The following is an 18,613-nucleotide window of genomic DNA, read 5'->3' as shown; positions in this document are numbered from 1 at the left end:
TTAGGCGCGCGGGGAACGCTACTTAAAAATGCGTGCGGCGTCCCAATTGATGACCCCTTTTTGCCTTTCTAGACTGAGTTCCAGGCTACACGCGCACCGAAACACGTACCGAACACCGGCCCCACAACCTGGCGGCCCAGGAACTCAGGAGGAACATCATGGCATCCGTTGCGACCGCCCTCGCATCCCACAGCGACAACCGTGCGCATGACCGCTTCGCGCAACCGGCCGACACCCTCTCGCTCGACGAAGTCATCGACGTGGTCGCCGCCCGCCGCGACGAATTCGACCGGCTTTCGCACGTGCCGCGCGACGTCATCGACCTCTTCAAGCGCGCGGGCATCTATCGCGCGGGCACGCCGAAGCGCTTTGGCGGCGACGCGCGCGCGCCCGGCGAATTCCTCGAAATGATCGAGCGCATTGCCGTGGCCGACGGTTCCGCCGCGTGGGTCGCGAGCTTCGGCTCGGCCAACGTGTACCTGGCCGCGCTGCCGCTCGAAACGCAGGCGCACATCTACGCAAGCGGCCCCGATCAAGTGTTCGCGGGCGGACTGTTCCCGGTGCAGACAGTGCAGGCCGTCGACGGCGGCTGGCGTGTGAACGGCACGTGGAAGTTCGCGAGCGGCTGCAAGGGCGCCGACTGGCTCGGCGTGGGCATCAGCACCGGTAACGGCGGCGGCGGCGCAAACAAGCCGCGCACGGCCGTGTTCCGCCCCGAGCAGGTGGAGATCGTCGAGAACTGGAACGTGGTCGGCATGCAGGGCACGGGCAGTCACGACCTGCGCGTGACCGACCAGATCGTCACCGACGACTGGACCTTCGTGCGCGGCGGCGAACCCTGCGTGGACGAACCGCTCTATCGCTACCCGACCGTCGCCTACGCGGCCCAGGTGCTCGCCGTCGTGAACCTCGGCCTCGCACGCGCCGCGCTCGACGTCGCCAACCACATGTCGGGCGGCCGCCGCACGACGACCGGCGCGCCCCAACTCGCCGACCGCGCGTACTATCGCATCGAGCTAGCGAAGGCGGAAGCGCAGCTTCGTTCGGCGCGCGCCTTCTTCTACGAAACGACGGACAGCGTCTGGCAGTCGATCCTCGCGGGCCATCCCGTCACGCCCGACCAGGTCAGTCTGCTTCGGCTTGCCGCGACGCAGATCGCGCGCGAAGGCGCCGACGTCGTGAATCGCGCTTATCGCCTTGGCGGCACCATGGCGATCTACAAGACGCACCCCTTGCAGCGTTTGCTGCGCGACTCGATGGTGGTCACGCAGCACGCATTCCTCGGCGAAGGCAACTTCGACGGCGCGGGCGCCGTATTCGTCGGCGTACCGCCGATTCCGGGCTATCTGTAACCGCAAACCTCACATATCGAAAGGAATCATTCAAATGTCCGAAACAACCGCTCCCCTGCCCCTGCGCGTGCTCTTTTGCTGCGGCGTGACGCAAAACTTCTTCGACCTGCCACGCGAGAAGATCGGCGAAGTCTGGCAGGCGTACGGCAAGATGCTCGCCGCCGTCGAAGCGATGGACGGCGTGAAGGTGCTCGGCGTCATGGACGACGACCGCCTCGTGGTGGGCCAGTCGGACGGCGCGCCGTGGACCTTCTACATCATGGCCGACGTGGCGAATTTCGACACCGCCGTGGCCGTGTGCAATCTCTATCGCACGACGCCAGTGGGCGAATACAACCTGTGGCGCTACGGCAAGATCGAGGCGCGCGTGGGTCGCGCGCTGACTGTGCCGCCCGCGGTGCCGCCCGCCGCCAACGCTTGAGCCCATGGCGATGACCTCAGACGCTGAACGCAGGATCGCCGCGCTCGAAGCGCGCCTCACCGCACTCGAAGGCGCCAGCGCCGCGCGCAAAGCCATGGCGCGCTATATGGCGCTGTGCGACGTGCCGAGCGGCGCGCTCGACGGTGAATCGCTCGCGCGCCTCTTCACGGCCGACGCGGTGTGGGAAGGCATCGGCCCGCAATATACAAGCAAATTCGGCCGTATCGAGGGGCGCGAAGCGATCGTCGCGATGCTGGCGCGTTACTTGCCGCCCGAACCGCATTTCGCGACCAACGTGCACTTTCTCACGTCCGAGAGCATCGACATGGTGTCGCCCGGCCGTGCAAAGGGACGCTGGATCATGTTGCAAGCCTCGGGCTATGAGGGGGATCGCGCGGAGTTGATCGGCGCGCGCCTCGAAGTGGACTTCGTGAGCGCGCCCGACGCCTCGGCCTGGCTCATCGCGCACTTTCGCACCGAGCGTCTTTTCGATGCGCCGTGGCGTGTCTCGCCGCGCCCTGCATCCTGACCCATCGGTCCGATAATCAAATGGAATCCTAATCGATGAGCGCATTGATCAGTGCCTTCTCCCTTGGCGATGACGGACCGACCGTCGCCATCAAGGACACCATCGACATCGCGGGCATGCCCACGACCGGCGCAAGCCGCGCGCTCGCCAACGCCGCGCCCGCGCGCCAGCACGCGAGCGTCGTGCAGTCGCTGCTCGACGCTCGCTGGCGAATCATCGGCAAGGCCAACATGCACGAGCTTGCGTTCGGCATGACTGGCATCAACGACCATACGGGCACGCCCGTCAATCCGCAGGATGCCGCACGCATTCCCGGCGGCTCATCGAGCGGTTCAGCCAGCGCGGTCGGCCTGGGCCTGGCCGACGCGGCGCTCGGCACCGACACAGGCGGCTCGATTCGCGGCCCCGCCGCATGTTGCGGCGTGGTCGGCCTCAAGCCCACGTTCGGGCGCGTTTCGCGGCACGGCGTCGCGCCCGCCGAATCGACGCTCGATTGCGTCGGCCCGTTCGCGCGCGACGTGCGCATGATCGTCGAGACGATGGGCGCCATCACGCCCGCGTTCGACAAGCAGGCCGCGCTGCAACGCGTGACGGCGTGCCGGATCGGCGTCGCGCGCGTCGATGCCCAAGCGGACCTGCTCGCGGCCGTCGAGCGCGCGCCGCAACGCGCGGGCTTCGCTTCGCACGTCATCGAACTTGCGGGCCTCACGGAAGCCTTCCAGGCGGGCCTTGCGATCATCAACGTGGAAACGTGGACCGCGTTCGGTCATCTCGTCGGCAGCGGCCTGCTCGGCGCGGATCTCGAAGCGCGCCTGCGCGCCGCGTCGCAAACGACGCCGGACCAGGTGAGCGCGGCCGAGCGCGTGCGGCGCAGCTTTACCGATGCCGTGGACCATGCACTCGAGAACGTCGATGTCATCGTGATGCCGACGCTGCCCGCCCTGCCGATCACGATCGACGACGCGCGGCGCGGCGTGTCGGTCATCGCGATGTCGTCGCTCATTCGTCCGTTCAATCTCAGCGGCCACCCGGCGCTGAGCCTGCCCTTGCCGATCGACGGATCGCCGCTCAAGGCCGGACTGCAAATCATCGGCCGGCACGGCGCCGATGAACAGGTCTGCGCCGTGGCCGCCGCATTCGAAGCGGCGCTCGTCGACTAAGTCTTTAAAGGAATACCCAACCCATGTCCAGCAGAGTCGTTCTCGTTACCGGCGCGGCGCGCGGCCTCGGCGCCGTCATTGCCGCGCGTTTTCATGCGGCGGGTTACCGCGTCGCGCTTGGCGACGTCGCGGTCGAAGCCGCGGGTGAAACCGCACGCGCGCTGAGCGCCGATGGTTCGAGCGCGTTCGCCATCGCGCTCGACGTCACGCGCAAAGCGGATTTCGTGAGCGCGCGCGACGCGATCGTCGCGCGCTGGGGACGCATCGATGCGCTGGTGAACAACGCGGGTGCATCGAAAGTGGTACCCGTCATGGAGATCACGGCCGAGCAGTTCGATCAGGTCATCGACGTCAATTTGCGCAGCGTGCTGTTCGGCTGCCAGGTGTTCGGGCAGCATTTCGCGAATCAGGGCGAGGGACGCATCGTCAACATCGCCTCGCTCGCGGGCCAGAACGGCGGCTCGGCCACGGGCGCGCACTACGCGGCGGCCAAGGGCGGCGCGATCACGCTCACGAAGGTGTTCGCGCGCGACCTCGCCGCTTCGGGCGTGACCGTCAACGCGATTTCGCCGGGACCGCTCGATTTGCCGATCGTGCACGAGAGCGTGCCCGCGGACAAACTCGACAAGGTGATCGCCAGCATTCCCGTTGGCCGTCTGGGTGCCGCCGACTATATCGCCGACGCCGCCGTGCTGCTCGCTTCGGGCAACGCCTATTTCGCCAACGGCGCTTGCTGGGATATCAACGGCGGGCTCTACATGCGCTAACGCCCGCCGTGCCCGCGCCGCTTCACGGCTCGGGTGCTTGCGCGTCCTGATCCCACACCGCCATCACATCGCGTACGAGCGTCGCGATCGAGGCCACGCCGAGCTTCTCCTTGATGCTCGCGCGGTGCACGTCCACCGTCTTCACGCTGATATCGAGTTCCGCGGCAATGCGCTTGCTGCCCTTGCCGTCGATCACGCCGCGCAGCACCTCGCGCTCGCGCCCCGTGAGCGATTCGAGGCGCTTGCGCAAATCGCGACGTTTCTGGTCGGCGGCGTGACGCTGCGTGGCGAGCTTCATCGCGCGTTGCACGCGATCGAGCATCTGCTGCGAGTTATACGGCTTTTCGACGAAATCGATCGCGCCGTTCTGCAACGCGCGCACGGACATGGGAATGTCGCCGTGGCCGCTCACGAAAATCACCGGCAAGGTCGCGCCGCGCCGATTCAATTCCGTTTGCACGTCGAAACCGCTGGTTTCCGGCATGCGCACGTCGAGCACCAGACACGCCGGAACGTCGGGATCGAACGCACGCAGGAAATCGGTCGCGTTCGCGAATCCTTCCGACTTGACGCCAACCGACTCCAGCAGCCACGCCAACGAAGTGCGCATGCCGTTGTCGTCGTCGACGATATAGATGACCGGGGCAGGTAATGTCATCTCCTCTCTCCGCTATGGTGGGTTGCGAAGCGCGGCGAGACGTGCCCGTTGCTACCGGCCGCCTCCATTCATCTTCGCGCTCCCGCATTTGTGACGCCATCATAACCAGCCGAAAAAGCCCTGAACAGGCGCATTACCCCTTAATTTCCCCTGGCAGCACCAAGGTGCGCGTAACGCTTGCGGCCCAACCTGGTGAAATCTTTAGGCGGCTCGGGAACGACGCCAGCACACGGGCGATTCGCGACAGTATTTTTCGCGCGAGGCTTGCCGTACGCTTGAATCCGAGGCCCAAAGCAACAGACGCCGATACGAATGAACGCAACACCCTTGCACGGAAGACCCGACATGTCCGACACATCCCGCATGACCCCGCTGCCCGCGAGCGACGCCCGCAAGGACTTTCGCCAGGCCATGGCGCACTTGTCCGCCGCCGTCAACGTGATCACGACCGACGGTGCGTTCGGCCGGTGCGGCATCACGGCGAGCGCAGTATGTTCCGTCACCGACTCGCCGCCCACGCTACTGGTTTGCCTGAACCGTTCGAGCGCGATGCACGCCACTTTCGCGGGCAACGGCCGTGTGTGCGTGAATGTGCTGCCGGGCGAGCACGAATTGCTCGCGAAGCATTTCGCGGGCCTCACGCAATTGCCCATGGACGAGCGTTTCGACCTGCCGCTCTGGGATGATGGCGAGCACGGCGTGCCGGTGCTGCGCGACGCGCTCGCGAGCCTGCAAGGCGAGATCGTCGAGTTGAAGGACGTTGGCTCGCACTCGGTCATGTTCGTGAAGGCGACCCATATTCGCGTGCGTAGCGACGGCGACGGGCTCGTTTATTTCGACCGCAATTTTCATCGCCTTTCGAGGCTGTGCGCGGCGGCGTGAGTCGGGCCTCGAGCATTACTCTGGATACCTGACTGACTGAATGACAGTGTGCGCCGGGCGCCGCAAGTTGCGCGGCGCCCGGCGCACTCACCTACAGGGCTTTAGAAGCTGTCGGCGCGCCCCATGCCCGGATCGCTCACCGAGTGGCGGCCCGTTTCGACACGCCCCGCGAAGCGGCGTGCAAAGCTGCTGTCCGAATCGGACGTCACGAGGAAGTCGTACCAGTTGCCGGTCTGCTTCAGGTCCCAGCCCAGTTCCCGGTGCTCGCCCGGATGCAGCGTCACGACCCACGTCGTGCCGTTCTGGCGGCCAAACGGGTCGCCGCCCGCGTCGCGCAGCGCCCCGTAGATGGCGTTCGACTTGACCGTGAGCTGGACCTTGCCGCCGCCGTCGTTGCGCAGACTCAGAAACAGCGCGTGTTGCCCGTCGCCATACTGCGCGACAACTTCAGGCGTCGCCGCGTTGCGCGCGCCAAGCGTCGACAGGTTGCCCGCGATATGGCGATGGAAGCCGTTCGGACCGAGCACCCACAGGTCATATTTGCCCGCGTTGTTCGCGACAGCGGCCCAGTTGTCCTCCAGCGACTTGCCGGGCTCGACCACATAGCGGCGCGGCACGTTGGCCAGATTCAGCTTGTCGTACACGTGAAAAACCGCACCTGCGCGGCCCGTGTTGACGAACTTCAGCGTGATCGCGCCCGCGGAGAGGTTCGCCTTCGCCTGCACATTCAACTCGTACGGCAGCGCCCGCGACGGACGCACGCCCGCGTCCTGCACCGGCAGCGTACCGTTGGGCGTGACCGGAATCGCCGGCAGCGCCGACTGGGCCGTGACCAGCGCGCTCGCGGCGCTCTGTGTCGTGCTGCCCTTGAGCGTGGGCAGCGCCTCGTTGTTCGGGGCCGCAAAGTTGAATGCGCTCGTCAGGTCGCCGCAAATCGCGCGGCGATAGGCCGTGATCTGCGGCTCCTTCACGCCAAAGCGCTTTTCGAGGAACATCAGCGTGGAGGTGTGATCGAACACCTGCGAATTCACCCAGCCGCCACGGCTCCACGGCGAAATCACCCACATAGGCACGCGCGGGCCGGGCCCGTAGGGGCGGCCGTCCTGGGCCGGTTGCGACGCCGTGGCGGGCGTGAAGTTGTGGTACTCGTACGCCATCTGCGCGTCGCTCAGCGTGGAGGCGCCGGCGAGCGTGCCGTCCGTATTGCGCGCGGGCGCCGAAGGCGGCGGCAGGTGGTCGAAGAAGCCGTCGTTCTCGTCGTAATTCACGAGCAGCACCGTCTTGCTGAACACTTCCGGGTTCGCCGTGAGCGCATCGAGCACAGCCTGAATGTACCAGCCGCCGGTGGCGGGCGTCGAAACGCCGGGATGCTCACTGTACGTCGAAGGCGGAATGATCCACGAGACTTCGGGCAGCGTGCCGTTCTGAATGTCGGCAATGAACGAGGCCAGCAAACCGTCCGGCATCGTGTTCGAGAAGCCCGGCGCGAGCGCATTGAGCGCCTTGTCCGACGGCTCGTACACCGGCAATTGCGGCACGTTCGCGTTGTTGTACTGCGAGAGGCTTTCGCTCGCGAGATACCACGGCCGGCGTGCCTGCGGCATGCTGGCGATCGCCTGACGCCAGTGCTGGAAGCTCATCATCTCGTTGCAGCCGTAGTTGTCGTACAGGCTCTGATAGACCTTCCAGTTCACCCCTGCCGCCGCGAGACGGTCCGCATAGGTCGTCCACGTCCAGCCCGTGGTGCCTTGCGCCGGCAAGCCGACGTCGTTGCCGTCGTTGTACTGGTTATTCAGGACTGCCACCTTGACGCCCGCGCCCGTGGCTGGGCTAACGCCGCTCGACCCGTTCGTGCCCGTCCAGTAGTACAGGCGGTTCGCGATCGTGCCCGTGTGCATCGAGCAGTGATAGTGGTCGCACAGCGTGAATGCGTCGGTGAGCGCGCGCTGGAACGGCACTTCGGCGCTTTCGTAGTAGCCCATCGAAAGCAGCGTCTTGGCGACCGGCCACTGGTTCATGCGGCCGAGCGACCAGGCCGCCTGCGCGTCCGACCACGTGTGCGGCGTGCCGCCCGCGTTGATCGCGTTGCCCTTCGTCGCGTCGAGGTGATACGGCGTGTAGACCTGGCCGTCCTTATAGGTCTGATAAAAGACGTTATTGACGTTTTGCGCGGGGATGGCGAAACGGTCGCCGTAGCCGCGCACGCCCTTCTGCGTGCCGAAATACGAGTCGAACGAGCGGTTTTCCATCATCAGCAGCACGACGTGCTTGACGTCCTTGATCGTGCCGGTTTCGTAGTGCGCGGGAATGGCGAGCGCACGACGGATGCTGGGCGGGAACGCGCTCAGCGCGGCGGCCGACAAACCGGCAGTGGCCGTATTTTGCAGAAACTTGCGACGGGAATTCACGGTGCAGGTGCTCCTTATTATCTGGCTTGATAATCGAGACCTTCGAGTACATTCACCGCAGCGATTCCGCAAGGCGAGCGGGTACGGTTTGTCACGATCGATGCGAAAGCAACGATCGCGCTCCGTGCTCAATGCCGCCTGGACGGAAGGCTGCCTGCCGAGACCCCGCTCGTGGAAGCCCAAAGGACGTTTTGTTCTGCGCCTGTGACCTGGCGATAGCCACCCTGCGGGCCATGCCGCCACGCTCAGATTCAGGCGAGTGCCGAATATAAGGGTCGCAAATGACGGGCCGATGTCGGCGTCATTGCGAAGCCGCGTCGGTCATGTTTCTGTCATGTTGAACGTTGCGCGCTCAACGGCTCTGGCGCACCGCCACTCCATCCATTTCGGCATCACCCGCAAGTCGAGCGGAATGGGACTCGCCCCCAGGCCCAATAACGGTGCATGGCGGCGAAGGCATGACCATGTCCGGTTCGACGCCCGCCGCGCGCAGCGCATCCTCCAGGCGGGTCCGGGCGGCTATTCCACGCCCGCTGTAATACCTTCGTTGCGGGTGTGGCATTGCCTCTGTATGGTGGATGTGACGGCAATCGTGACGCAGCCGGATTTGCGTCCCTGATTAAAAGCCCCCGACTCACCTCCATGAGGAATACGTATGGTATCCACACCAACCCTATCGAGCGCCCCCGACATCCGCACCGACGTGCTGATCGTCGGCGCGGGACCGGTGGGCCTGTTCGCCGCATTCGAGGCGGGCGTGATCGGTCTCTCGTGCCAGATCGTCGACGGCATCGAGCGCCCAGGCGGTCAATGCATCGAGCTGTACCCGGACAAACCGATCTACGATATTCCGGCCATTCCGTCCTGCACCGCGCGCGATCTCGTCGACCGGCTCATGGAACAGTGCCGCCCCTTCGACCCGCCGATGCATCTCGGCCAGCGGATCGAATCGCTCGAAGCCCTGGAAGACGGCCGCTGGCGCGCGTGCACCGACCAGGGCCTCGCGTTCAACGCCGCGGCGGTGCTCGTGGCCGCGGGCAATGGCGCATTCGTGCCGCAACGGCTCATGCTGGACGAAGCGCCCGCGCTCGAAGGCCGCAGCATCCATTACAGCGTCGCCGATGTGAACACGTTTGCGGGCAAGAACGTCGTGATCGCGGGGGGCGGCGACTCCGCGCTCGACTGGGCGCTGTCGCTGCTTCCCGTCGCGCAACGCGTTACGCTCGTGCATCGGCGCCCCGGCTTTAGCGCGGCCGATTCCAGCGTGGCCCGCATGCATGAGGCCGTCGCAGCAGGCAAGATGGATTTCGTGGTCGGCACGATTGGCCAGTTGCATGCGCCGCAAGGAAGGCTCGAATCGATCGACGTGCGCCAGATCGAAGGTTCGGCGCGTATCGACACGGATCACCTGCTCGTGCTGTTTGGCCTGGTTGCAGCGCTCGGCCCGATCGCGGATTGGGGAATCGCGAATCCCGCGGGCAAGATTCCCGTCGATACGTCGTACTACGAAAGTTCTCGCCCCGGCATTTTCGCGGCGGGCGATATCGCCGCCTATCCCAACAAGCAGAAGCTGATCCTTTCGGGCTTCCATGAAGCGTCGCTGGCGTTGCGCAAGGCCTACACCTATGCGTTCCCGGACAAGAAGCGCGTGCACGTGCACTCCAGCTACGACGCCAAACTCGCCGAGCGAATCGCCGCCGTTCATACCTGACGTGTTACCTTGCGTCGAAACACGGTTTCGAGGCTACGGCGTCGCGAATATGAATGAAACGATTGCTTACCGGCGCAGCAGCAAACGCAGCAAACGCAGCGAAAGCCGAAGCGAAACCCGAAGCGGACGAGCGCGTCGCAGCGCGTTTATTTGACGCCCTCTGTCCAACAGCATGCGGCCCGCGCGTCATTGTGCAGGCGGACCGAATTCGTTCCCCGCCTCAACCCCATGACGGAGGCTCACATGCAATATCTGTTGATGATCTATTCGGAAGAAGGCCGTTGGAACCAGATGACGGACAGCGAGCGGCAGCAAGGCGTCGCCGCCTATCACGCGTACACGGAGTCGTTGCAGAAGGCGGAAGCGCTGCTGGGCGCCAACCGGCTACAGCACACGAATTCGGCGACCACGGTGCGCCTAGTCGATGCCAAGCCGCAGGTGCTCGACGGTCCGTACTCCGACTCCAAGGAGCAGCTCGCGGGCTATTACCTGATCGACGTGCCCAATCTCGACGCGGCGATCGCGTGGGCGGCGCGCTGTCCGGGCGCGGCCCACGGCATCATGGAAGTGCGCCCCGTCTGGACCGCGCCCTATGACGCGCCCTCCGCTGCATGAGTCAGCCCGCAGGCGCCCCCGCTGACGCTGCCGCGCGCGCGACAGCCGAAGCGGTGGCGCGGCGCAGCTACGGCAAGCTCGTCGCATTGCTGGCGATGCGCACCCGCGACGTGGCTGCCGCCGAGGATGCGCTGGCCGACGCGTTCGCGGCCGCGCTCGCCGGCTGGCCGGAGCACGGCTGCCCCGCGAACCCCGAAGCGTGGCTCATGACGGTGGCGCGCCGCCGCGCGATCGACGGCGTGCGCCATCGCCAGGTGGGCGACGACGTGGCGAACCAGCTCACGATCCTCGCGGACGAGATCGACGAGCGCGAAGCCGGCGCGTTGCCCGACCGGCGGCTGGCGTTGCTGTTCGCCTGCACGCACCCGGCGCTCGAAGCCGCGATCCGCACGCCGCTCATGCTGCAAGTGGTCCTTGGACTCGAAGCGAAGACGATTGCGTCCGCGTTCCTCATGTCGCCCGCCGCGATGAGCAAGCGCCTCGTACGGGCGAAGACCAAGATCCGCGAAGCGGGCATTCCGTTCAGCGTGCCCGAGCGCGACGAATTGCCCGGCCGGCTCGCGGCGGTGCTCGAAGCGGTGTATGCGGCGTATGCGGAGGGGTGGACCGACCCGGTGGGCGGCGACACCGTACGGCGCGACCTCGCGGATGAAGCGCTGTATCTCGCCCATTTGCTCGTCGAACTGCTGCCCGACGAACCGGAGACGCTGGGTCTGCTCGCACTGATGTTGTTCACGCATGCGCGGCGCGATGCGCGACGCGACGCGGCCGGTGAATACGTGCCGCTTTCCGCACAAGATGCGGCCACCTGGAACGCGCCGATGATCGACGCGGCCAACGCCCTGCTGCGGCGCGCCAACGCGCTCAACGCAATCGGGCGCTTTCAGCTGGAGGCCGCGCTACAGTCGGCGCATGTGGATCGCTGCCGCACGGGGCGCGCCAACTGGGGCGCCATTGTTCAGCTCTACGATGGATTGCTCGCGATTGCGCCCTCGCCCGTGGTTGCCGTGAATCGCGCGCTCGCGTTGGCGGAGCGGGACGGCCCGCAGGCCGCGCTCGACGCGCTCGCGCCTTATGCCGACGATCCCCGGCTGGCCGACTATCAACCCTACTGGGCCGCGCGCGCCAATCTGCTGGCGCGCACCGGTGCGACGGCCGAAGCGCTCGGCGCATACGATCTCGCGATCGGCCTCGAACGCGACCCGGCCGTGCGCCGGTTTCTCCAGGCGCGGCGCATGGAAGCGGCTTCGGCACGCGGTTAGCCGTCGCTCGATCGTCTGGACTCTGCGCTCGGTGCGTACGGGGCGCCACAATGCAAACGCGCGGGCGTGAAGCCCGCGCGCATCGAATCACCCCGTAGCGTGGTCGTTACGTCGCTTCCGGGTATCAGGCCGCCGCAGCCAGCGCCGCCGGCAAATGCGTTTGCAGATAAGCCTCGAACTCGTCCTTCACCTCGGGGTGGCGCAGCGCGAATTCGACCGTCGCCTTGAGGTAGCCCAGCTTGCTGCCGCAGTCGAAACGCGTGCCCATGTAGCGATAGGCGAGCACCTGCTCCTCGGTCAGGAGCGACTGCAACGCATCCGTGAGTTGCAATTCGCCGCCCGCGCCCGGCTTCAGCGAGCGCAGATGATCGAAGATCGTGGGCATCAGCACGTAGCGGCCCACCACGCCGAGATTCGACGGGGCGACTTCCGGCGCCGGCTTTTCGACGATGCCCGACAGCTTGAACACATCCTCTTCCCACTCGCGGCCGTCGACGATGCCGTACGACGCGCTGTGCTCACGCGCGATCGATTCCACACCGATCACCGAGCTGTGATAGTGATTGAACGTGTTCACGAGTTGCTTCATGACCGGCGTGGGGCTGTAAAGCAGGTCGTCCGCGAGAATCACGGCGAACGGCGCGCCGCCCACGAGCTTTTCCGCGCACAGCACGGCATGGCCAAGACCGAGCGCCTCGGCCTGGCGCACATAGAAACAGTCCACGTTGGCCGGCTTGATGCTGCGAACGAGGTCGAGCAGCTTTTGCTTGTTACGGGCTTCGAGTTCGCATTCGATCTCGTACGACTTGTCGAAATGGTCTTCGATCGCGCGCTTGCTGCGGCCGGTCACGAAGATCATTTCGGTAATCCCCGCAGCAATCGCCTCTTCCACCGCGTACTGGATGAGCGGCTTGTCGACGATCGGCAGCATTTCCTTGGGGCTCGCCTTGGTGGCGGGCAAGAAGCGCGTCCCGAGGCCTGCGACAGGAAAGACTGCTTTGGTTACTTTCAACATGATATTCATTCCCAGATCGTTCGTTTGAGTCTCGGTCTCGCAGCGAGGCAAGCCGACTTCCCCGAGGGTTCTGCGTTAGCAGTTCTTGTATTGAAAGGGATCGTATACCGCCTTTTCCGGAATAAAAAAGACCCGTAAATCCTGGTTACGAGCGCCGGTCGGCGCACCGGAAATTATTGCCATTCATTTCGAATAACCGGCATGAATTTCCTGATGCACCCCGTTCCTTTTTTCGAATTTATTCCGTATTGATTGGGTATTGCGTTATGTCTCGCGAGTCAGTCGCGCCGATCATCCGGGCGCGGCTTACTCGACCTCATCGGCAGGCGGCAACGCGCCAGAACGCCTGCGCGAGCGCCGGATAGGCTCATTGCGCAAGGCTTCTCGGTACGCGGACACCCCCACGAGGATCAACAGCACGGCCACACCGGCCAGCAAGTGCAGGTTCATCGTATTCTCCAGCGACCATAGTCGATCACACACAAACTAGCATCACAAATTCCACAAATAAACCGCTTTGCTTTTTAAGCCATTTATTTCTCCTTTTCTCTTTCCACTCCGAATACATTTTGAAAATCTTTTGTGCATTTTCCTCGCGCGCGCGGCCCTAAGATCGCGGTGTACCCTCCCCGAAGGACCGTCCGATACCTATGAGCGATCCCGTATTCCAGTCCGCCATGCCGCCCGCATCGGCGCTACCGGCGCCAGGCGCCGCGCCCGCGCGGCCGAAGGCTGCGACTCGCGAGCTTGCCGGCGACCATCTGATCGAAGGCCTGCGCGGCATTGCCGCCCTGCTGGTGGCCTATTTCCATTGCCGCCAGGTCACCTGGATCGGCATGGGCGCGTTCCACCAGTTGCATGCGAGTCTTGCGAGCCCCGGCACCATCGCCGCGTGGCTCACGCTGCCCATTGCATGGGGCTCGGCGGGCGTGCCGATTTTCTTCGTCATCAGCGGCTATTGCATTCACCGTAGCAGCGCCGCGCGCCTCATGTCGAACCCCAATTTCCGGCTCGATGCGCGGCAGTTCTGGCTGCGCCGCTTCGTGCGCATCTATCCGGTGCTGCTCGCCGCGCTGCTGCTCACGCTGGCCGCCGATACGATCAGCCTCACACTGCTGCCGGTGAGCCACAAGATCAACGAGATCGGCGCGCACGCGTTTTTCGTCAATCTGCTCTCGCTGCAAGGCGTGGCCGGTAAAACCTACGGCTCCAACGGCGCGCTCTGGACCCTTTCGCTCGAAGTGCAGTTCTATCTGCTCTATCCCCTGCTGTTCGCCGCGCGCCGCCGTTTCGGCCTGAACGCCGTGCTCGCCGCCGTGGCCCTCATCAACGTCGTTTCCGCGCTCACGCTCGAACGGCACGACATCATCGTCTTCACGTCGTACTGGTTCTCGTGGATGCTCGGCGCGTGGATTGCCGAAGTACGCCTGCGCGGCGCGTCCGGCTTTCGTTTCGCCTATCCGGCGGCGGCGCTGTTCGCCGTGGCCGGTTGCGCGGCCTTCCACTTCGGCCAGTTCGGGGCATTCCAGTTGTGGGCCTGCGCGTTCGCCTGCTATCTCGTCAAGGCGCTCGATCGTCCCGCAAGCGAGTCACGCGGCGTGTTGCTGCCGCTGTTCTCGAAGCTCGGCGACTTCAGCTATTCGCTCTATCTGATCCATCTGCCGCTCTTCGTGCTGCTCGGCTCGCTGCTGTTCCGCTCCGCGCTGCAAACGTCCATCTGGCCGTCGTTCGGCTTCACGCTGGCCGTGCTGCCGGTGGCCTGGGTGTTCTATCGTCTTTTCGAGCGTCCCGCGCTCAACGCCGCCGCGCGCCTCAGAAAGCGGGTCGCGGCCTGATCAAAAAAAACGGCGGCGCATGGCGCCGCCGTTTTTCTTTGCGCGGTTACCTGGCGCGCGCCACGACGTCGTCGAGCACGCGCTCCACCGCCTCCACATACTGCTGCTTGCCAAAGCGCTCGCGCGCGGTTTCCAGGCCCTGCACCGCGAGCCGATCGCGCAATGCCGCGTCGTCGTGCAGCTTCGTGATCGTCGCGGCCAGTTCTTTCGCGTCGCCAGGCGTGCAGAGCAAGCCGCTCTTGCCGTGCTCCACGATCTCGGTCACGCCGCCGTCGCGCGATGCCACCACGGGGCGCTGCGCAAGCATGCCCTCCACCACCACGCGGCCAAACGGCTCGGGCGTAATCGACGTATGCGCGATCACGTCCATCGCCCGCATACACGCGGCGATATCGTGGCGAAAGCCCAGGAAATGCACGCGCGCCTGAAGCCCGTTGGCTTCCACGAAAGCACGCAGTTCCGCCGCGTAAGCGTCTTCGCCAAACAGCGGCGCGCCAACGAACACCGCATGCGCGCGCGGCTCGTCGAGCAACGCTTCGAGCAGCACATGCTGCCCCTTCCAGCGTGCAAGACGGCTGAACGCGCCAACGAGAAACGCGTGCTCGGGCAGGCCGATCTGCGCACGCAGTTGCGCCTGCGGCACACGCGCGAGCGCACGGAATGGGGAATCGTCCACGCCGTTGTGCACGACGTCGATACGCCGCGCATCGAACTTCGTGAGCTGGGCGAACACCTTCGCCGACGCATGCGAATTCGCGATCACATGCGCGAGGCCGAGCTTCGCGCAGCCCTTGATGACGGCGCGCTGCACGCGGCCGAAATGCTCGTCGCTCACGATGTCGCGCAAGTGCCAGACCACGGGCTTGCGCGCGAGCTTGCCGGCCAGCACGCCGATCACCATCGCGCGTTGCGTGTTGGCGTAAAGCACGTCGGCCCCGCGCGCACGGCGGCGCGTCTCGCGCACGAGCGCGGCAACGCCCGCGAGCACGCCAAGGCGCGGCGCAGTGCCGCCGTCGCGGCGCACGTTGCGCAGCGCGCCCGAATCGAGCACCTCCACGCTTGCGCCGGCCGCATCGAGCGCCTCCCTGAAGGGCCCGTCGTTGAACAGCAGGACGTCGATGCGCGAACGCAAGCCCTTCACCACTTCGAGCAGCGACAGCTCCGCGCCGCCCAGCACGCCGCTCTGGTCGATGGCAAGCACGCGCGGCGCCTCCGTTGCGTCCGCCTCGATCTCCACGGGCGGCGCGCCGCGCGCGGAGCCCGCACGCGAGATCGCGGGCACGGCTTGCGCCACGCGCGCGAAGAACTGCTCGCGGAAATGCGCCGCCGAAAAGCGCTCGGCGTTGGCCCGGCAATCCTCGGCCCGGAAGCGGCCCGGATCGCTTTCGAACGATTCGACGGCCGCGATAATCGCCTCCGCGCTTTGCTCCTCGAAGAACAGGCCCGTGGGGCGCGAGCCCGTGTCGCGCACCGTTTCGAGCGCGCCCCCCTTGCCGAACGCAATCACGGGTGTGCCGCATGCCTGCGCCTCGACCACGGAAATGCCGAAGTCCTCTTCGGCCGCGAACACGAAGCCCTTTGCGCGCCGCATCCGGTCGTGCAGCACCGCGAACGGCTGATAGCCCAGCACTTCCACATTGGGCGTTGCCTTCGCGCGCACCTTGTGCATGTCGGGGCCGTCGCCGATCACGACGAGGCGTCGCTCGGGCATGCGCGCGAACGCCTCCACGATCAGATCGATTTTCTTGTACGGCACGAGTCGCGAGGCCGTCACGTAAAAGTCCTCTTTCTGCGTTTCCAGCTCGAACGCCGCGACATCCACAGGCGGATAGACCACTTCGGCCTGACGCTGATAGACCTTCTGGATGCGCCGCGCGATGAACTCGGAGTTGGCCACGAACTGGTCCACCGAATTCGCCGTGCGCACGTCCCAGTTGCGGATGTAGTGCAGGATGACGCGCGCGAGCATCGACTTAGGACCGCGCGTGAGGCTCGATTCCTGAAGGTATTGATGCTGGAGGTCCCACGCATAGCGAATGGGCGAATGCACGTAGCTGATGTGAAACTGATCCGGTCCGGTCAGCACGCCCTTCGCCACCGCGTGGCTGCTCGAAATCACCACGTCGTAGGCCGACACGTCGAGCTGCTCGATGGCGAGCGGCATGAACGGCAAATATGCGCGATAGCGTTTGCGCGCGCCGGGCAGCTTCTGAACGAACGAAGTCGTGGCGCGCTTGTTGCGCAGGAACGCGCGGTCCTTCGACTCGACGAAGTCGACCACGGAGAAGAGATCCGCCTCCGGAAAGCAGGCGAGGATCTGTTCGAGCACGCGCTCCGCGCCTGCATACGTGACGAGCCAGTCGTGCACGATGGCCACGCGTGGCGCACGCCCTGCGGCGAGTGCCGGCCGTAGCGGCATGACGGCGCCCGCTTCGGGGCGGCGCGGTTTGTTGGCTTCGCGCCGTTGTACGGGCGCGGTGGCGCTTTCGGACGGCGCCGCTTCGTCAATCAGTTCGTGACTCATGCGCTTTTCCGTGAATTCAGTCGAAAGAGAAGGGAACGTGCGTAGCCGCGCAGCATGGGCGTGGTCGCAACCGACCACACCACGTTGGCGAGCGCGAGCACGACACCGGCGCCGATCGCGTACAGCGCGTCCGGCAGCCACCACGCGAGAGCCAGCGCGGCGGCGAGGAAACTCAGGTGTGCGAACATGTCGACGAGAATCGTGCGGCTGTGAATGCGCGAGAGCCAAAGCAGCACGACGTAGTCGAACAGCGCGCGAAACAGCACGGCGGCTGCCGCGCCCGGCAAACCGAAGCGCGAGATGCCGAGCCACAGGAGGCCCGCGAACAGCGGCAGTTCCACGAGCCCCACGCGCGCGGCCGCGGCCGGGTTGTTCTGCGACTGGATGAGAATGCGCGTGACGCCCGCCTGGCCGATGAGCCACACGGCGATGATCAGCACGCGCCCGACCGGCGCGCCATGCTCGGCGATCACGGGCCCGACCCACGCATGTAGGAAGGGCTGGAGCACGACGATCGCGCCGATGGCCATGGGCGTGAATACGGCATTGAGAAATTGCAGCGACTGCGCGGCGATTTCATCGGCATGCTCGCGGCCCAGCGCCGAGAGGCGCGGAAACAGCGTGCGCACCAGCGCATTCGGCACCATGTTCAGGCGCGTGACCAGGTTTTGCGGCACCGTGTAGTAGGTCACGAAGCGCGCGCCGAGGCCCGCGCCGAGCATCATGCGGTCGAGCGAATCGGCGACCATCGTCGTGATGCTCGCAACCAGCATCCAGCCGCCGAAATTGAACAGCGCCTTCGAGGTGTCGAGGCGCGGGCCGCGCACATGGCGTATGCCGAGCACGCGCAAAGCGGAACGGCCCAGCAGAATGGCGGCCACCAGGCGCGCGAACACGGCGGCGGCCAGCACGGTTTGCAGGTTCGGCGCGTACCACCAGGCCGCGCCGAGCGGCAGCAACTGGAACAGGAAGGTGCCGAGCGTCTGGTTCGTGTTGTAGATGCCGAATCGTTCCGCGCCGTTGATTGCGCCCGCAAACACCCATGACACGTTCGCCACCGGAATCGCCACGGCAAGCCAGGGCAGCGCGAGATAGACCTCGTGACGCAGTTCGGGCGTCACGTGCGTGAAATAGGCGGTATAGAGCGCGCCGCCCGAGTAGATCAGCAGGCCGCCTATCACGCCGGTCGTGAAGTTGAGCCAGAACGCGCTCCAGAACACGCGCTCGCAGGCGTCGGCGTCTTTCGAGGCATAGGCCTTCGATATCTGGTTTTGCGCCGCCATGCTCATGCCGAGATCGAGCACGCTGAAGTAGCCGATCAAGGTCCACACGAGGGCGATCACGCCATAGCGCTCGACGCCGAGCAGACGGATATACGACGGCACCGTGACGAGCGACACGAAGGTCGGCAGCACGAGACCGAACAGATTGATCGCGACGTTGCGCAGTATTCCTTTATCCATTAGGTATCCAG

General features: G+C 65.4%; 16 protein-coding genes. 10 read left to right on the top strand and 6 right to left on the bottom strand.

The annotated features are described in order from the left end of the window. The first annotated feature begins 158 nt into the window (after positions 1–158). The 5 genes from C7402_RS05745 to C7402_RS05725 are packed head-to-tail and all read left to right on the top strand — an operon-like array spanning position 159 to position 4,229. Positions 159–1,352 (top strand): acyl-CoA dehydrogenase family protein, encoded by a 1,194-nt coding sequence (locus C7402_RS05745; RefSeq protein ID WP_116609924.1) that lies wholly within the window; start codon positions 159–161, stop codon positions 1,350–1,352. 34 nt (positions 1,353–1,386) lie between these two features. Further along, positions 1,387–1,773 (top strand): hypothetical protein, encoded by a 387-nt coding sequence (locus C7402_RS05740; RefSeq protein ID WP_116609923.1) that lies wholly within the window; start codon positions 1,387–1,389, stop codon positions 1,771–1,773. Between the two features lie 10 nt (positions 1,774–1,783). Then, entirely contained in the window at positions 1,784–2,302 is a 519-nt protein-coding gene (locus C7402_RS05735) for a nuclear transport factor 2 family protein (protein ID WP_116610081.1), read from the top strand. 35 nt (positions 2,303–2,337) lie between these two features. Further along, on the top strand, positions 2,338–3,462 hold the full coding sequence (locus C7402_RS05730; protein ID WP_116609922.1) for an amidase: 1,125 nt from the start codon (positions 2,338–2,340) through the stop codon (positions 3,460–3,462). A gap of 23 nt (positions 3,463–3,485) precedes the next feature. Continuing rightward, complete coding sequence (locus C7402_RS05725) at positions 3,486–4,229, top strand: SDR family NAD(P)-dependent oxidoreductase (RefSeq protein WP_112169448.1); 744 nt, start codon at positions 3,486–3,488, stop codon at positions 4,227–4,229. A 22-nt stretch (positions 4,230–4,251) separates the two neighbouring features. Here the strand turns inward: C7402_RS05725 and C7402_RS05720 are convergent, their stop codons facing one another. Then, positions 4,252–4,887, bottom strand: coding sequence for a response regulator transcription factor (locus C7402_RS05720; RefSeq protein WP_116609921.1), 636 nt, complete (start codon positions 4,885–4,887; stop codon positions 4,252–4,254). 345 nt (positions 4,888–5,232) lie between these two features. Here C7402_RS05720 and hpaC point away from each other — a divergent pair, with 345 nt between their 5' ends. Further along, a complete protein-coding gene (gene hpaC, locus C7402_RS05715) occupies positions 5,233–5,769 on the top strand; it encodes a 4-hydroxyphenylacetate 3-monooxygenase, reductase component (RefSeq protein WP_116609920.1) in 537 nt (178 codons plus the stop codon). Positions 5,770–5,870: 101 nt separating this feature from the next. On the opposite strand, the gene C7402_RS05710 is transcribed toward hpaC, so the two are convergent. Then, a complete protein-coding gene (locus C7402_RS05710; protein WP_112169455.1) occupies positions 5,871–8,177 on the bottom strand; it encodes a phosphocholine-specific phospholipase C in 2,307 nt (768 codons plus the stop codon). 655 nt (positions 8,178–8,832) lie between these two features. Here C7402_RS05710 and C7402_RS05705 point away from each other — a divergent pair. From C7402_RS05705 to C7402_RS05695, 3 genes are all read left to right on the top strand, one after another. Next, positions 8,833–9,888, top strand: coding sequence for an NAD(P)/FAD-dependent oxidoreductase (locus C7402_RS05705; RefSeq protein WP_116609919.1), 1,056 nt, complete (start codon positions 8,833–8,835; stop codon positions 9,886–9,888). A gap of 243 nt (positions 9,889–10,131) precedes the next feature. Next, the gene (locus tag C7402_RS05700; RefSeq protein WP_116609918.1) at positions 10,132–10,503 is read left to right on the top strand and encodes a YciI family protein; all 372 of its coding nucleotides are present in this window, start codon (positions 10,132–10,134) and stop codon (positions 10,501–10,503) included. Continuing rightward, positions 10,500–11,765: an RNA polymerase sigma factor gene (locus C7402_RS05695; protein WP_116609917.1), complete on the top strand. Its 1,266-nt coding sequence runs from the start codon at positions 10,500–10,502 to the stop codon at positions 11,763–11,765. The genes C7402_RS05700 and C7402_RS05695 overlap by 4 nt, the downstream gene beginning before the upstream one ends. A 124-nt stretch (positions 11,766–11,889) precedes the next feature. Here the strand turns inward: C7402_RS05695 and galU are convergent, their stop codons facing one another. Next, on the bottom strand, positions 11,890–12,780 hold the full coding sequence (gene galU, locus C7402_RS05690) for a UTP--glucose-1-phosphate uridylyltransferase GalU (RefSeq protein ID WP_112169781.1): 891 nt from the start codon (positions 12,778–12,780) through the stop codon (positions 11,890–11,892). A 306-nt stretch (positions 12,781–13,086) separates the two neighbouring features. Then, positions 13,087–13,230, bottom strand: a complete 144-nt coding sequence (locus C7402_RS46780) for a hypothetical protein (RefSeq protein WP_165841788.1) — start codon at positions 13,228–13,230, stop codon at positions 13,087–13,089. 200 nt (positions 13,231–13,430) lie between these two features. Between C7402_RS46780 and C7402_RS05685 the strand changes: the two genes are divergently transcribed. Continuing rightward, positions 13,431–14,615: an acyltransferase family protein gene (locus tag C7402_RS05685; RefSeq protein WP_116609916.1), complete on the top strand. Its 1,185-nt coding sequence runs from the start codon at positions 13,431–13,433 to the stop codon at positions 14,613–14,615. 46 nt (positions 14,616–14,661) lie between these two features. Here the strand turns inward: C7402_RS05685 and C7402_RS05680 are convergent, their stop codons facing one another. Both C7402_RS05680 and C7402_RS05675 read right to left on the bottom strand, forming a co-directional pair. After that, positions 14,662–17,139 carry a glycosyltransferase family 4 protein gene (locus C7402_RS05680; protein ID WP_116609915.1) on the bottom strand — a complete coding sequence of 826 codons (2,478 nt, stop codon included), beginning with the start codon at positions 17,137–17,139 and terminating at the stop codon, positions 14,662–14,664. Next, the gene (locus C7402_RS05675) at positions 17,136–18,602 is read right to left on the bottom strand and encodes a flippase (RefSeq protein WP_116609914.1); all 1,467 of its coding nucleotides are present in this window, start codon (positions 18,600–18,602) and stop codon (positions 17,136–17,138) included. Before C7402_RS05675 ends, C7402_RS05680 begins: the two co-directional genes overlap by 4 nt. Positions 18,603–18,613 lie beyond the last annotated feature (11 nt).

The organism is Paraburkholderia unamae (genome assembly GCF_003096875.1).
Classification (GTDB): Bacteria; Pseudomonadota; Gammaproteobacteria; order Burkholderiales; family Burkholderiaceae; genus Paraburkholderia; species Paraburkholderia unamae.
Note: the sequence above shows the minus strand (reverse complement) of the source record. Positions and strands in the feature narration are given on the sequence as shown.